General features: G+C 71.5%; 15 protein-coding genes. 9 read left to right on the top strand and 6 right to left on the bottom strand.

Annotated elements, in window-relative coordinates:
- Positions 1–18: 18 nt before the first annotated feature.
- On the bottom strand, positions 19–915 hold the full coding sequence (locus OG623_RS04030) for an AAA family ATPase (protein WP_406144332.1): 897 nt from the start codon (positions 913–915) through the stop codon (positions 19–21).
- Between the two features lie 152 nt (positions 916–1067).
- Between OG623_RS04030 and OG623_RS04025 the strand changes: the two genes are divergently transcribed.
- Positions 1068–1325, top strand: a complete 258-nt coding sequence (locus OG623_RS04025; RefSeq protein ID WP_406144331.1) for a hypothetical protein — start codon at positions 1068–1070, stop codon at positions 1323–1325.
- Between the two features lie 95 nt (positions 1326–1420).
- Positions 1421–1933 (top strand): DUF1772 domain-containing protein, encoded by a 513-nt coding sequence (locus OG623_RS04020; RefSeq protein WP_406144329.1) that lies wholly within the window; start codon positions 1421–1423, stop codon positions 1931–1933.
- Between the two features lie 111 nt (positions 1934–2044).
- Here OG623_RS04020 and OG623_RS04015 read toward each other — a convergent pair whose 3' ends face one another.
- Positions 2045–2350, bottom strand: coding sequence for a hypothetical protein (locus tag OG623_RS04015; RefSeq protein WP_406144327.1), 306 nt, complete (start codon positions 2348–2350; stop codon positions 2045–2047).
- A 121-nt stretch (positions 2351–2471) separates the two neighbouring features.
- On the opposite strand from OG623_RS04015, the gene OG623_RS04010 reads away from it, so the two are divergent.
- The 4 genes from OG623_RS04010 to OG623_RS03995 all read left to right on the top strand — a co-directional run bounded on the left by OG623_RS04010 (position 2472) and on the right by OG623_RS03995 (position 7054).
- Positions 2472–2831 carry a darcynin family protein gene (locus OG623_RS04010; protein ID WP_406144326.1) on the top strand — a complete coding sequence of 120 codons (360 nt, stop codon included), beginning with the start codon at positions 2472–2474 and terminating at the stop codon, positions 2829–2831.
- 543 nt (positions 2832–3374) lie between these two features.
- A complete protein-coding gene (locus tag OG623_RS04005; RefSeq protein WP_406144325.1) occupies positions 3375–4061 on the top strand; it encodes a siderophore-interacting protein in 687 nt (228 codons plus the stop codon).
- Between the two features lie 147 nt (positions 4062–4208).
- Entirely contained in the window at positions 4209–5885 is a 1677-nt protein-coding gene (locus OG623_RS04000; RefSeq protein ID WP_406144323.1) for a hypothetical protein, read from the top strand.
- A 149-nt stretch (positions 5886–6034) separates the two neighbouring features.
- Positions 6035–7054, top strand: a complete 1020-nt coding sequence (locus OG623_RS03995; protein ID WP_406144321.1) for an alpha/beta fold hydrolase — start codon at positions 6035–6037, stop codon at positions 7052–7054.
- Positions 7055–7073: 19 nt separating this feature from the next.
- Here OG623_RS03995 and OG623_RS03990 read toward each other — a convergent pair whose 3' ends face one another.
- The gene (locus OG623_RS03990) at positions 7074–7874 is read right to left on the bottom strand and encodes an SAM-dependent methyltransferase (RefSeq protein WP_406144319.1); all 801 of its coding nucleotides are present in this window, start codon (positions 7872–7874) and stop codon (positions 7074–7076) included.
- A gap of 118 nt (positions 7875–7992) precedes the next feature.
- Positions 7993–8586, bottom strand: a complete 594-nt coding sequence (locus tag OG623_RS03985; protein WP_406144317.1) for a TetR/AcrR family transcriptional regulator — start codon at positions 8584–8586, stop codon at positions 7993–7995.
- 89 nt (positions 8587–8675) lie between these two features.
- On the opposite strand from OG623_RS03985, the gene OG623_RS03980 reads away from it, so the two are divergent.
- Both OG623_RS03980 and OG623_RS03975 read left to right on the top strand, forming a co-directional pair.
- Positions 8676–9119: a nuclear transport factor 2 family protein gene (locus tag OG623_RS03980; protein WP_406144316.1), complete on the top strand. Its 444-nt coding sequence runs from the start codon at positions 8676–8678 to the stop codon at positions 9117–9119.
- Positions 9120–9127: 8 nt separating this feature from the next.
- On the top strand, positions 9128–9991 hold the full coding sequence (locus tag OG623_RS03975; RefSeq protein ID WP_406144314.1) for an NAD(P)H-binding protein: 864 nt from the start codon (positions 9128–9130) through the stop codon (positions 9989–9991).
- On the opposite strand, the gene OG623_RS03970 is transcribed toward OG623_RS03975, so the two are convergent.
- Positions 9930–11324: an MFS transporter gene (locus tag OG623_RS03970; protein WP_406144312.1), complete on the bottom strand. Its 1395-nt coding sequence runs from the start codon at positions 11322–11324 to the stop codon at positions 9930–9932. The two genes, OG623_RS03975 and OG623_RS03970, sit on opposite strands and share 62 nt — an antisense overlap.
- Positions 11325–11371: 47 nt before the next feature.
- On the opposite strand from OG623_RS03970, the gene OG623_RS03965 reads away from it, so the two are divergent.
- Positions 11372–12691 carry an aminotransferase class I/II-fold pyridoxal phosphate-dependent enzyme gene (locus OG623_RS03965; protein WP_406144311.1) on the top strand — a complete coding sequence of 440 codons (1320 nt, stop codon included), beginning with the start codon at positions 11372–11374 and terminating at the stop codon, positions 12689–12691.
- Here the strand turns inward: OG623_RS03965 and OG623_RS03960 are convergent.
- The gene (locus tag OG623_RS03960) at positions 12668–14068 is read right to left on the bottom strand and encodes an MFS transporter (protein WP_406144309.1); all 1401 of its coding nucleotides are present in this window, start codon (positions 14066–14068) and stop codon (positions 12668–12670) included. The two genes, OG623_RS03965 and OG623_RS03960, sit on opposite strands and share 24 nt — an antisense overlap.
- Positions 14069–14112: the final 44 nt, after the last annotated feature.

The raw sequence follows: 14112 nt of genomic DNA, 5'->3' as shown, positions 1-14112 counted from the left end.
AGTCGGTCCTTTGTGTCGTCAGGCGAAGGATACGAAAGAGGCGAAGGAGAAGTGCGCGGCGGCTTCGGCGGGCGTGGTCGCCTGGCGGCGTCCGGGGACATCGTGAACGGTGGTTGCGCCCTCGGAGCGGAGCTGGTCGGCACCGGCGTCCTGGGCCATGGCCGCGGCGTAGGCGCGGACGTCCGAGGCGGTGAGGTCGGTGCGGCCTCGCTCGGTGTACTGCTGGAGGAGGTCGGTGACGTCCGGGTCGAATCGCAGCATGGTCACCGGCGCGTTGAAGTGGCCGGCGATGGCGATGAGCCGTTCGCGTGCCTGCGGGGTGACGTTCGTCGACTCGGCGACTGCGCTGCGGTCGGTGGCGAGCCGGGCGATGATCCTGCGGTCACGTTCCTCGAAGATCCGTGCGTCCGCCGCGTCGGATTCGGCTTCCGCAGGCGAGGTGCCGAAGAGCTCCGCGCGGATCTCGTCGCTGGACACCACGGTTTCCGCATCGATCTGCCCGCTCTCGATCAGCGCCCGAACGAAGCTGGTCTTGCCGGAGGCCGGCGGGCCGACCAGGACGACAAGTCCCGCCGGAACCCGGATGGCCGACGCGAGAGCGTCGAGATGGAGCGCGCCTGCGCGGTCGAGGGCTTCCTCCGGGGATCCGACCGGCAGGCCGCTGGGCAGGATGGTGTCGCGGTAGCTGTCGTTGCCGGCCGGAGAGAGGGCGAAGCCCCAGGTGTGCAGCCCGCCGGTGAAGCGCAGGCGGCATAGGGGCAGACTCTCCTGGCCGGACAACTCGGCGGCCACGTAGGCGAATCCCGCGCGGAAGCGGACCGCGACGGCGTCCACGTGGGGCCAGCGTGCGCGGGCGTGGCGGTTCAGTCGCTGGCGCAGGTGGTGCTGCATCGTTTCCGGCGGGTTCTTCGGCACGGACCCATCCTGCCGGGTGCAGGAGCGGCCCGCCATGATCGTTGGCCGTGCTCGCTGGGCGAGGAGCGGGGGACACCGCGCTCGTTTCCGGCGCGGCCGGGACGACCGGCGGAATGGCGGGGTCGGATCGCCCGGTCCAAGGGAGCAGCCCGGTGATCGGCAGCACCGGATCACGGGACAAGGTCGCCTCTCCGACCGAAATGCTCGGCATCGACGCGGACTTCGACCGTCGCGACGGACCGATCACCGACCGGCTGCGCGAGGCTGCCCGTGAGGGCATCGACGTTGACCTCGACAGCGTTGGCGGCGAACAACTGCGCGATACCCGGCGGCACCACAGGCGAGAGGCAGCCCCCAGGAGACGAAAGGGGGCCGGTGCCGGGGTGGGGCGCAGCAAAGCTGTTGCGTGAAGTCCCGGCAGGCGAGAGCCTGTTGCGGATCACCGGCCCCGACGGGGCGTCATCCTGTTCCTCGGACGGGCCACAGCGCCGGATTCGGAGCACCCATGAGAACCCTGCAGACCGTGGCACTCCTCGCCTCGGCCCTGGGCGCGGCACTGATGGCCGGCCTGTTCTGCGCCTTCTCGTACGCCGTCATGCCGGGCCTGTCCCGTGGCGACGACCGGGCCTTCGTCCAGAGCATGCAGCACATCAACCGGGCCATCATCAACGGTTGGTTCCTCACCCCGTTCCTGCTTCCGCTGCCCCTGCTCGTACTGGCGGCCGTCCTTGCCGCGAAGGGGCACAGCCCGGGGGCCCTGCCCTGGATCATCGCGGCGCTGGCGCTCTACCTGGCGGCGTTCCTCGTCACCGGTACGCAGAACGTCCCGCTCAACGACACGCTGGACAAGGTGCCGCTCGACTCGGCCGCCGACCGTCTCCGGGACGCGCGTGAGGCGTTCGAGGCCCGCTGGACCACCTGGAACACGGTCCGCGCGGTGCTGCACACCGCGTCCCTCGGAGCACTGCTGTGGGCGCTCCACCTCCATGGCACGGGGGTGCGGGAGCTGAATCCGTAGGGCGGCTCGCGCAAGACGCTGTTTCTCGCCGCCTCCACTGTCGGCGCGGACACACCGTGGCCCTTTCATCCTGCGTGGGTGGGGTGTTCGACGTGGTGCAGAGCTCTGCCTTCAGGGTTTCTCGGATCCGGGGCCGTTGAGGAAGCTTCGTGCCAGCTCATGCGTGTCGAGCCGCGCCGGGTCGCACCCGCTCATGATCCAGAAGAAGACCGGTCCGGTGAGCCGGGCGATTGCTTGATCGTCGGCAGGCCGGGCCGGGTCGATGCGAGTCAGGACGGCACTCGCGGTCTGCCGCCCGACGCCCGCCCGCATGGCGATGCCCTTCATGGTCAGGGTCGCGTAGCCGGCCTCGATCAGCAGGTCGTCGACGGCGTGCAGGACGGCATCGCGCGCCTGGCTCGCCGAATAACTAGACACCGTGCACCGATACCTCTACGGTTTCGATACACAGTGAATCGAAACTGGTTGTGGAGAGCCGTGTGAGGTCCCACGGCGCCGCATTGTGACCACCGTCCAGCATCCTGCGAGGAGACCTTCCATGTCCGATTTCGAGCCCGCCGTAACGGCGTTCATCCTCCTCAAGACCAATCGCGCCTGGTTGGATCTGTCCGTGCCGGAGCGCGTCGCCGCCTTCCAGGAAAACGTTCTGCCCGCCATCAAGGGCAAGGCCGAGGATGTACGTTGGCGCTACTTCGACACCGAGTTCTATACGGCCCGCGTTACTGACGTCTGGGTCTGGGAGGCGCGCGATCACGAGGCTTTCCAGCTGGTCATCGAGGCGCTGCGCGAGACGCCGTTCTGGGACCACTACTTCGAGATCGTCGAAATCCTCGTGGGCGTCGAGAACGGGTACGCCAAGCACTACGGCACCGGCATCCTGGCGACCAGCAACGCCTGAGCGTCACCTGGTGGTCGCCCACCGGCGCGGCAGCGTGCGCGCACCGTTCGGGCGGCGCCGGTGCCGGCCGAAGCTGTTACGCCGTCACAAGGCGCTCACCGCGGGCGCAGGCGACGATCGGCGCCCGCGGTGAGTGCGCGATCGCCACGCTCGTCGCCTTGTGGGTCCTGGTCGGACCGTGCGCGCTGCTGCCCGCGCCGCGCAACCGTGATCGTGTAGGCCGTCCTCGTTCTGCATCACGTCGAAGCGAACCGCTTCGACGTGATGCAGAGGCTCCGTAGCGGATGAATGCCTGCTGACTCCTGTTCATCTCCGCCGGCCCTCGCCCTTGGCGTGGCTGTCTCGCTCCCGCCGCACCGGGCGGGCCCGACCTCAGGTGTGGGTCCGGTCCTGCGCACGGTCGCCGTAACCGGCGACGGCGGCCGTGATCGCCGGTTACGGCAACCCCACCCAAACGCGCACTATCGCGATCTCTCGAAAACGCGTACTATCGCGTTAAGACTTCGCCAAGTACGACAACTCCGCCCCGTTGAGGAGCCCTTCATGCCCGCTGTCCTGAACCCCGTCCTCGACCTTCTGACCGTGCGCGGCACCGTCACCGAGGTCGAGCAGGTCACCGCCCGGATGCGTCGGCTGCGTATTGACGGCGGACAACTGGCAGGGCTGGAGGTCCGGCCGGGCCAGCAGGTGCGAGTCCTGGTCGGCGGCGGACTCACTCTCCGTACGTACTCGGTCTGGCACTACGACCCGTCCGGCGGCGTCGAGTTGTGCGTACTGGACCACACCGCGGGCGGACCGGGCGCCCAATGGGGGCGCACCGTCGCACCAGGCGAACAGGTGCGGCTGCGGCGTCCCGAAGGCACGTTCACGCTGCGTCCCGACGCCGTCCGACACCTTTTCGTCGGCGACGAGACGGCCTCGGTCGCGTTCGGTGCGATGCTCGCGGCACTGCCCGAGGAAGCCGTCGTCTCCGGGTGCGTCGAGACGGCGACAGCTGCGGACCGGCTGCCCCTGGCGGGCGGCGATCGGCTCGACTGGATAATCCGGGGCGAGATATCACTGCCGGACGCGGTACGCCGTCTTGCCCCCGAGCCCGGCGGAATCGCGTATGTCGCCGGGGAGGCACGGGACGTGCAAGCAGTGCGGCGGGTGCTCCAGGAGGCAGGGTGGGACCGGCGCTCGGTCCTGACCAAGCCGTTCTGGACGCCGGGCAAGAAGGGCATGGACTGACAGCCAGGGCGTACCGCTCCGTCCGCGACCAGTGGCAGCCGGTCACCCAGCCGGTCATGGCCCGCCGGTGACTCCCCGCACCCCTGGCTCGTTGACCAAGGCCGCACACCTCCGCCCAGCGGCACCCCGCTGAGGAGAGGAGCGGCCATGCAGGACAGCCCGCCACTGAAGCAGGCGCAGAAGCCGGCGCCGGAGCCGCCACTGAAGTCGGCCCCGCGCCCCGTCCGCAAGTTCGAGGCCGTCTGGAAGGCCGAGGCCGAGGCCGTCCTGGGGAGTCGGTGGGCATCTGGAGCGCTGTTCTGGCCGGTGGCGGTTGCCGTGCTCTTCGCCGCCGTCCAACTGGCCATCGTCGTACCGGGTTCAGGTCTTGGGTGGGACGAGACCGTCTACGTCAGCCAGGTCGGCGGCAACGCCCCCTCCGCCTTCTTCAGCGCGCCCCGCGCCCGTGGGATCTCCTACCTGGTGGCCCCCGCCGCGGCGCTCACCACATCCACCACCGCACTGCGGGTCTATCTCGCCCTGCTGTCCGCCGCCGCTCTGTTCCTTGCCCTGCGGGTGTGGCGCAGAGTGCTGCCACCGCCCGTACTCGCAGGCGCGGGCGCCCTGTTCGCGGGGTTGTGGCCGACCCTCTTCTACGGCCCGGCGGCCATGCCCAACCTGTGGTGCGCCTTGGGCGCCCTGGCCGCGACCGGCTGGGTGGTGACGGCCATACGCCGTGCCGCCGGGCCGTCGGCGGTGGCCGGATCCGGGGCGGCCGTGGCGCTGGTCGCTCTGATGCGGCCGGCCGACGGATTCTGGCTCGCACTGCCGCTGGCCCTCGCCGTCACCCTGGTGCCCGGCCGCCGCCGGCCACGCCTGTGCGCCTCACTCGTCGGCGGGCTCGTGGCCGGCTGCACACCCTGGGTGGCCGAGGCGTACGCCCGTTACGGGGGCCTCGGTGCCCGGCTGCACCGGGCGGGCGAGATCCAGGGCGGGCTCGGCTGGAACGTCGCCGTCGACGACCATCTGCGCGCGCTCGCGGGCCGGACCCTGTGCCGCCCCTGCGACATCGGCTGGGAGAGCCCCGGCACCTCGGTGTGGTGGGTGGCCCTGCCCTTCCTCACGGTCGGCGGGATCGCGGCGGCCCGGCGTGCGGGCCGGGGGACCGCGGCACTGCTGGCGACCGTGACGGGGGTCTCGATGGCCCTTCCGTATCTCTTCCTGGTCGAATACGCCGCACCCCGCTTCCTGCTCCCCGCGTACGCCCTGCTCGCGGTGCCGGTCGCCGAATACGTGGCGTACCTCTTCGCCCGGGTACGGCGCGCCCGACGCCGCGTGGGCACGGCCGCGCTGGCCCTGGTGCTGGCCGCGCATCTGACCGTCCAACTGTCCGTGCTCAGCCATGTGATCCGCACCAGCCATGCGACGAGCACGGAGTTCGCCGCGGTCGCCGGGGAGCTGCACCGGCTGGGCGTACGTCCACCGTGCGTGGTCAGCGGGGAGAACGCCGTGCCGATCGCCTACTACTCCGGCTGTGCCTCACGCCAGACCGCCGGGCACGACGCGTGCATCACCCCCGAAGCCCTCCGCGCCCTCGCCCGCCACGTACCGACGGCCGTCCTGACAGCCGGGGACGGCACGGCGCCTGGGGACGGCATGGCGAACGGTGACGGCACGGCGACTGGGGGCGGCATGGCAGGCGAGGGCACGCCGCCCCCGGCCGATGGTGGCTCCCGGAGCGTTTCCCTGCTGCCAGGACGCGGTGGCCCCGCGCTCTACCAGGCCCATCTGCTGCCGGGCCCCGCCGCGGACGCAGATGATCACAGGGCGCGTCTGCCGGAGTGACCGTCCCCCGCGTGTTACGAATGCCGGGGCGGCTCGCGGTCATTGCGGTCCCACCCGGGCGCCGTCCGAAACGCCCCGGCAACGCTCCGGGCGCGGGGGCTTTCTACGCTCGCTCGGGAATCGTCGGAGCAGCGGACGGAGGCGGTGACGTGGCCGGCACGCCAGCACGCGGACAACGGGCCGAGCACGGTGTGGAGGTGTCCCACCGGACCATTCACGGCTACCGCCGTGCGTACCGGATCGCGGGGGAGGGGCCCGCCATCCTGCTCATCCATGGCATCGGGGACTCCTCCGAGACCTGGGCCGAGGTGATTCCCGAGCTGGCCCGCCATCACACCGTGATCGCCCCCGACCTCCTCGGCCACGGTGCCTCGGACAAGCCGAGGGCCGACTACTCGGTGGCCGCCTACGCGAACGGCATCCGCGACCTCCTGGGTGTCCTGGGCATCGAACGCGCCACCCTGGTCGGCCATTCGCTCGGCGGCGGTGTGGCGATGCAGTTCGCGTACCAGTACCCCGAACGCACCGACCGGCTGGTCCTGGTGAGCGCGGGTGGCGTGGGGCGGGACGTCAACCCCGTCCTGCGAGCCGTGTCCCTCCCGGGCGCCGACCTGATGCTGTCCACGCTGCGTCTGCCCGGTATGCGCAGTCAGGTGGGCCTCTTCACACGGCTGATCAAGCTGCTCGACACCGACCTCGGGCAGGACGCGGATGAGCTGCTCGGCCTCGTGGACGCCCTTCCCGATGCGACGTCCCGCAGCGCGTTCATCAGCACGCTGAGGGCGGTGGTGGACTGGCGGGGCCAGGTGGTCACGATGCTGGACCGCTGCTACTTGGCCCAGGGCATGCCCACGCTCCTGCTGTGGGGCTCACGCGACAGCGTCGTCCGCGTGCACCACGCCTACGCCGCCCACGCGGCCATGCCGGGCAGCCGCCTGGAGATCTTCGAGGGCGCCGGCCACTTCCCCTTCCACAACGACCCCGCCCGGTTCCGCGCGCTGATCGAGGACTTCGTGCGTACCTCGGCCCCGGCGGACTGGAGCCAGGAGCACTGGCGCGAACTCCTGCGCGCCGGACGGCCGGGCAGCACGGCCGACGCGCAGGACCCCGCCTTCGACCGTGCCGTGGACCACGGACTGCGGGAGGCGAGCAAGCGCAGCGCCACCTAGGGGGTGTTCCGTACGCCGGTTACGGCTTGCGGGCGACTGCGCACCACATGGGCAGGGTGTCGTCCGTGCCGTCGGACGGCTCGGGACGCCAGCGGGTCAGGGTGACCACGCCCGGCTCCAGGATCTCCAGGCCGTCGAAGAAGCGTTCCACTTCCTTCTGGGTGCGCGGGGTGGCGGAGGCGTGGCTGGCGGCGCGCTCGTTGTAGATCCGCATGGATTCGGCGACTTCGGGGGCCGTGACGTCGGCGGCCGGGTGGGACAGGACCAGATAGCTGCCCGGGGCGAGGCGGTCCAGCAGGCGCCGGACGATGTCCCACGGGTCCTCCGTGTCCTTGATGTACTGCATGATCGCCACCAGCATCAGGGCGACCGGCCGGTCCAGATCCAGCGTGCGCGAGGCCTCGGCGAGAATCGTGTCCACATCACGCGCGTCGGCCTGCACGTAGTCGGTGTGGCCGTCGGGGCCGCTGACCAGCAGCGCCCGGGCATGGGTGAGCACGATGGGGTCGTTGTCTACGTACACGACCCGCGACTCGGGAGCGGCCCGCTGGGCGACCTCGTGGGTGTTCTCCGCGGCGGGAATGCCGGTGCCGATGTCCAGGAACTGACGGATCCCGGCCGCCGAGAGGTGACGTACGGCGCGGCCGAGGAAGGCACGGTTGGCCCGGACCGAGGGCACGATGGTCGGGTTCGCCACCGCGGCGAGCTCGGCCGCCTCCTGGTCCACCGGATAGTGGTCCTTGCCGCCCAGCCAGACGTTGTAGACACGAGCGGGATGGGCACTCGTGGGATGGGGCGTGGGCAGTGGGTACTCGTTCATCGCTCGTCACCTCGTGGAGGCCAAAACGGCTCGGTAGGACTCGTGTTCGGCCACGGTACCCCGGGTGATCCACGGGGGGTGTCCGCCGTCCGTGGAAACCACCGGCGTGTTCGGGCGGTCAGTCGTTTCCGTGGTCTCCCAGGACCCTCGCGATGTGGCCGGCCAGGCCCTGCCGCACCTGCTCGGGCGTCATCTGCTGTTCGCCCAGCAGATGTTCCACCAGGTCGGCGCGGGTCGCGGCCAGGAGGGCGTGTGCTGTGAAGCCGGCGGTGGTGGCGGTGGCCGGAATCTGCCGGAGCATCTCCTCCAGGTCGCTGTGCCACCGCGTGTAGTGCCCCGCGGCGTAGGGGCTGCCACTGCCCGCCTCCTCCAGGGCCATGGAGAGATGGCGGTTGTCCATCTTGAAGCGGAGCATCGCGTCCAGCAGAGCCGGTACGCGTTCGAGGGGCGGCGTCGACGGGCCGAGGGGGGCCGGACCTGACTCCACGGCCTCGCGCAGGGGCTGGACACGGGCCTCGTACAGGGCCTGGATCAGTCCGGTGCGGTCGCCGAAACGGCGGAAGAGCGTGCCTTTGCCGACCCCGGCCGCCGCCGCGATCTCGTCCATGGACACGCTGCGTGGGCTCTCGCTCCGCGCGAAGAGGGCGTCGGCCGCCGCCAGGACGGCCTCGCGGTTACGGGTGGCGTCGGCGCGCTGCTTGCGCTCGGACATGGCCTCTCCATTTGCTAACCGGACCGACGGTCCGTATGGTTCCAAGGGTAAACGGACTTGCAGTCCATATCTTAGAGGTGGTGATTCCGATGAGTGACACCCGTGGTCCGGCGGACCTGTACCGCCACAGCCTGCGGCTTCTGCTCGACAAGGACATCGACGGCTGGACCGCCCTGGTCGACGACGACACGCTGTTCGAGTTCCCTTACGCACCGGCCGGATTTCCGTCGAAGCTGGAGGGCAGGGAGGCCGTCGCCGCCTACATGCGCGGTTACCCGGAATCCATCGACCTGCGCGAGGTCATGGGGCTGGAGATCCACGAGCTGCGGGACCCGGACACCGTCATCGCCGAATGGCGGGGGGTGGGCCGCATCGTCGCCACCGGGGCCCCGTACGAGATGCCCTATGTCGCCGTGGTCACCGTCAAGCGCGGCAGGATCACCCGTTACCGCGACTACTGGAACCCGCTCGCGATCATGGGACCCCCCTCCGACGACGCCTTCGCCGACGTCACGTTCTTCGACGCCTCATGAGGAGCGACATGGACCATCGCACACTGATCACCGGCGCGACCGGCACCACCGGAAGCCGGGTCGCCCGGCAGCTCACCGAGCGGGCGCACGCCGTCGTTCCGGCCTCCCGCACGCCCGGCCCGCCGGACGGCGCGCGGACCGTGCGCTTCGACTGGTACGACACTGCCACTCATGGCCCCGCGCTGCACGGGGTCGACCGCGTGTATCTCGTACCGCCGGTCGGTGACCCCGAGCCTGCCACCGCCATGCGGCCCTTCCTCGAGCAGGCCCGTGCCGCAGGGGTGAAGCGGGTGGTGCTGCTCAGCTCTTCGGCGATTCCGCTCGGAGGGCCGGGCGTGGGGCGGGTCCACGCGCTGCTGGCCGACGGGCTGTTCGGGGAATGGGCCGTCCTGCGGCCCTCCTGGTTCATGCAGAACTTCACCGGGCGCCATCTGCACGCCGAAGGCCTGCGTACGGACGGTGTGATGTCGAGCGCGACGGGCGACGGGCGTGTCGGCTTCGTCGACGCCGAGGACATCGCGGCCGTTGCCGTACGCGCGCTCACCGACGCGGTGGCGCCCGACACGGATCTGGTCATCACCGGCCCCGAGGCGCTGAGTTACGACGAGGTGGCGGCCCTCGTCGCCGAGGCCTCCGGGCGGCCGGCCGCGCACCGGCGCCTCACATACGGGCAGATGTGTGACCATCTGGTCGCCGCCGGTGTCCCGGAGGAGTTCGCGGCCGTGCTCGCCGGTCTGGACCTGGCCATCGCGGAGGGTGCGGAGGATCGCGTCACCGATACGGTCGAGCGGATGACGGGCAGGCCAGCCCTCAGCTTCCGTGCGCACGTGGCGGCGGTGACGTGGCCGGAGGGCGGGCGGGCTCCGCGGTAGGACGCTCCGCGGCAGGCCGGTCCGCGGCGGGGCGCTCCTCGGTGAGGTGCTCCGCCGTGGCGCGGGTGGCCGGGGTGGCGGCGGACGGCCTGACCAGCCGGTGCTGGGCTAGGCAGGCGATCACGAGTGTGGCGCCGAGCACCGGCCAGGCGAACGGGCCCACGCTCACTGCGGCCCCGACCACGACAGGGCCGAGGCTGCGCTGCCCGGACTGGGCCAGACCGTGCAGTCCGAGATAGGCGCCCTGCGCTTCCCCGGGCGCGAGCGCGATGGAGAGTTCCCAGGACGAGATGGAGTGCAGGATCTCGGCGATCGTGAAGGCGGTGGCAGCGAGCAGGACGGCTACGGTGGCGAACCAGAGGCCGCCGCCCGCCGAGGCGGCGAGCGCCACGCCGCCCGTCAGGAAGGCGGCACCGATCGGGACGAGCAGCCTGCGGGCGGCCGCCCTCGTCTCGCCGAAGCGGGACAGGGGCACCTGGAGCGCGATCACCAGCACACTGTTGAGGACGAGGATCAGTGGCGCAAGGCCGACCGGCGCGGCGGTCGCGTGGACGATCCACAGCGGAAATCCGACCTGGAGGATGCTGTCGTCCAGGAACAGCCAGATCTCCGACCCCGTGAACGCGAGGTAGCGGCGGTCCCGCCAGGGAGTCGTCGGGCGGACAAGGGAGCCGGAGTGGGCGCGGTGCGTGTCGGCGGCGGCCTGCCCGGTGACGACACGGGTGGGAGCCTTCGGTTCCGCGCACCGCAGGGTGAGGACCCCGATGATCGCGTACGAGGCGACATTGGCGAGCAGCAGCACCTGGTAGGCCGCGGTGCTTCCCACGGTGAGCGCGGCGGCGGCCCCCGCGGCTCCCACGGCCCACCCGATGTTCGCGGCGGTCCGCTGGATCGCCTGGTAGCGGATGCGTTGGGGGCCGGCGACCCGCGCCGCGAACAACTTGGTCAGAACGCTCGACGCGCGGTCCGGCAGGGCGCCCAGCGCCGAGAACAGCACCAGTAGTACGTAGTCGTCCGTCGTGAGCAGGGCCAGCAGAGCCGCGCCCCGCGCCAGTTGGGCCGCCAACAGGATGCGGGTCACGGGAAAGCGGTCGGCCAGCCGCCCCGCGAGCGGCGGTCCGGCTATGCCGAGGATGCCGGACAGCCCCATCAGGACGCCGATCTGAGCGACCGTCAGGTGCGCGACGTAGAGGAAGTAGAGCGTGGCCGCTCCCGTCCACAGGCCGGTGCCGATCTTGTCGATGACGGCGACCACCAGCATGCGCCGCCCGTCACGGCCGCCCGGTACGGCCAGGCGCCGGGCGAACGGCACGCGGCTCGGCGTCTGTTCCATCAGGACCCCCCTTGACAGATATTTTGTATCGGTACAAACTCTTCTCTGTGGCAGAACAATATGGGATCGCGGGCGGTACGGCCAGAGAGATTTCGGCGTCCGTCGAGAGCCGGGTGGCCGACGGCACGCTGCGGCCGGGAGCCTCGCTGCCTCCCGTCCGGCGTCTCGCCGAGTCACTGGGTGTCAGCGCCGGGACCGTCGCTGCGGCCTACAAGGAGCTGCGCGGGCGCGGGATGGTGGTGACCCTGGGACGCGGAGGCACAGTGGTGGCGTCCGCCCCCGCCGTCACCTCACGGCGGCCGCCCCGGGTTCCCTCGGGCCTGCGTGACCTGGCCGGCGGACACCCCGACCCCGCCTGCCTCCCGGTGCTGACCCCGCCCGCGAGCCTGGGACCTGTGGCCGGATCACACCGTGCGGCTCCGCGGTTCGACGAGCTGGAGGACGCCGTCCGCACCTGGTTCGCCCGCGACGACGTGCCCACCGGATCGGTGACGTTCGCCCACGGCGCCCTGGACTGCATCGCCAGACTGCTCTCCACCGAGCTCAGACCCGGCGACGCCGTGGCCGTCGAGGACCCGGGCTTCCACCATCTCCTCGACCTCGTACCGGCCTTGGGCCTGCGCATGCTGCCGGTCGCGGTCGACGACGAGGGCATCCGCCCGGAGGCTCTGCGCACCGCACTGCGCGCGGGGGCCAGGGCCCTGGTGTGCAGCCCCCGCGGACAGTGCCCGCTCGGCGCGCGCTTCACGCCGGGCCGCCGCGACGCGCTCCTGGCCGTGCTGGGCGACTTCCCCGACGTACTGGTCGTCGAGGACGACCACAACGCGGAGATCGCCGGCGCGGACGCCGCACCCCTCGCATCCGGCGGACTGCCCCGCTGGGCCCATGTGCGCACGGTGTCCAAGCACCTCGGGATCGACCTGCGCTGGGCCGCCCTCGCCTGCGACCCCGTCACCCTCGCGCGTCACGACGGACGGATGCTGCTCACCTCAGGCTGGGTCAGCCATATCCTCCAGGTGACCGTCAGGGATCTGCTGACCGACCCGGCCGTGACCCGGCTGGTGGCGGAGGCCGCCCGCACCTACACCACCCGCCGCGAAGCCCTGGGTGCTGCGCTCGCGGAGCACGGCATCGCGTCCCACGGGGTGAGCGGCCTCAACACATGGGTGCCCGTCCGGGACGAGTCCGCCGTCGTCAACGCCCTGCGCACCCGCGGCTGGTGGACCGCGGCCGGCACCCGCTTCCGTATCGCGTCCCCGCCCGGGGTGCGGGTGACCACCGCCACCCTCACCCCGGCCGAGTCCGTACGCTTCGCCGATGACTTCGCCGACGCGCTCGCGGAGTCACAGGTGGTCTACGGCGGATAGGCACGGCCCGGCGGTCCTGCCCTCCGGGGCGGCGCGCCGGACGAGCAGCGACAGCAGCGCGGCCCCCGCGCACAGCGCGCCGAGCACCATCCAGACGGGGGCGTACGTCCCGAAGGCGTCGCGGGCGGCGCCCCCTCCGTAGGCGGCCACGGCGGCGCCGACCTGGTGTGCGGCGCTGACCCAGCCGAAGGCCACGGCGCCGGCGTCCCCGTAGAACTCACGGCACAGCGCGATGACCGGCGGGACGGTCGCGAGATCGAGCAGGCCGAAGGCGACGACGAACACCAGCATCGACGGCTGCACCGTGGCGCTCATCAGCAGGGGCAGGCACATCAGCAGCAGTCCGCGCAGGGCGAAGAAGACCGCGAGCAGCCGCCGCGGGTCACCGCGGTCCGTGGCCCAGCCGGACGCGACGGTGCCGACCACGTTGAAGACGCCGATCGCCGCCAGCAGGGAGGACGCTGTGGTGGCCGGCATGCCGTGGTCGTGGGCGGCCGGGGTGAAGTGGGTCCACATGATGCCGTTGGTGGAGGCCCCGCAGATGGCGTACGCACCGGCCAGCAGCCAGAAGGGGCCGGTCCCCGCCGCGTCACGCAGGACCATGACGGCCCTGCGGCCCGCGCGGCCCTCCGGTCCGGTGGGGACGGGGCCCGGGGTGCTGCCGGTGTTCGCCGCACGTCCTGTGCCTGCCGTGCTGCCGGTGCCCAGGGGCTTCGGCGCACGGCCGGTGGTGGCTCCGTAGGGCTCATGGCCGACATCGGCGGGGCGGTCCCGCAGTACGAGCCACATCAGCGGCGCTGTGGCACACGCCGCGAGCGCGAGGGTGACGAGGGACGGGCGCCAGCCGTGACGGTCCACGGTCCAGGACAGGGCGGGCAGGAACACCATCTGCCCGAACACGCTGCCCGAGGCCAGCACACCGGTGACCAGGCCGCGCCGCCGCACGAACCAGCGCTGGGTGACGGTGGCGCCGAAGGCCGTGGCCATGGAGCCCGTGCCCAGCCCGACGAGCAAGCCCCAGTACAGGGTGAACTGCCACGACGTCGTCATGACCGTGGTGAGCGCGGCTCCCGACGCGATGACCGGAAGAGCGACCACCACCACGCGTCGGATGCCGAAGCGGTCCATGAGCGCGGCGGCGAAGGGGGCGGTCAGGCCGTAGAGAACCATGTTCACCGAGGCGGCCAGACCGATGGATCCTCGGGACCATCCGAACTCCCGGTGCAGGGGGCCGGTGAGCAGCCCGGGCACGGTCGAGAAGGCGCCGGCCACGACGATGGCGAGCAGCGCGGCAGCCGCCACCCACCAGGCGCGATGCCCCAGCCTGCCGCGGAGAGGGGGACCGTCGAGGGCGTCCCTGTCGTTGACTGCATCCATGCGTTCGATCGTCACGCTGGTCCCGGGAGACCGACCACTGGCGA

This window comes from Streptomyces sp. NBC_01012, assembly GCF_045162755.1.
In the GTDB taxonomy this organism is placed as follows: Bacteria; Actinomycetota; Actinomycetes; order Streptomycetales; family Streptomycetaceae; genus Streptomyces.
Note: the sequence above shows the minus strand (reverse complement) of the source record. Positions and strands in the feature narration are given on the sequence as shown.

What these genes read in the sequence shown, in the direction of transcription:
- OG623_RS03970 (WP_406144312.1), bottom strand. Translation starts at nt 11,324, where the DNA reads ATGGAACAGACGCCGAGCCGCGTGCCGTTCGCCCGGCGCCTGGCCGTA.
- OG623_RS04005 (WP_406144325.1), top strand. Translation starts at nt 3,375, where the DNA reads ATGCCCGCTGTCCTGAACCCCGTCCTCGACCTTCTGACCGTGCGCGGC.
- OG623_RS03990 (WP_406144319.1), bottom strand. Translation starts at nt 7,874, where the DNA reads ATGAACGAGTACCCACTGCCCACGCCCCATCCCACGAGTGCCCATCCC.
- OG623_RS03960 (WP_406144309.1), bottom strand. Translation starts at nt 14,068, where the DNA reads ATGGATGCAGTCAACGACAGGGACGCCCTCGACGGTCCCCCTCTCCGC.
- OG623_RS03980 (WP_406144316.1), top strand. Translation starts at nt 8,676, where the DNA reads ATGAGTGACACCCGTGGTCCGGCGGACCTGTACCGCCACAGCCTGCGG.
- OG623_RS04010 (WP_406144326.1), top strand. Translation starts at nt 2,472, where the DNA reads ATGTCCGATTTCGAGCCCGCCGTAACGGCGTTCATCCTCCTCAAGACC.
- OG623_RS04020 (WP_406144329.1), top strand. Translation starts at nt 1,421, where the DNA reads ATGAGAACCCTGCAGACCGTGGCACTCCTCGCCTCGGCCCTGGGCGCG.
- OG623_RS04000 (WP_406144323.1), top strand. Translation starts at nt 4,209, where the DNA reads ATGCAGGACAGCCCGCCACTGAAGCAGGCGCAGAAGCCGGCGCCGGAG.
- OG623_RS03985 (WP_406144317.1), bottom strand. Translation starts at nt 8,586, where the DNA reads ATGTCCGAGCGCAAGCAGCGCGCCGACGCCACCCGTAACCGCGAGGCC.
- OG623_RS03975 (WP_406144314.1), top strand. Translation starts at nt 9,128, where the DNA reads ATGGACCATCGCACACTGATCACCGGCGCGACCGGCACCACCGGAAGC.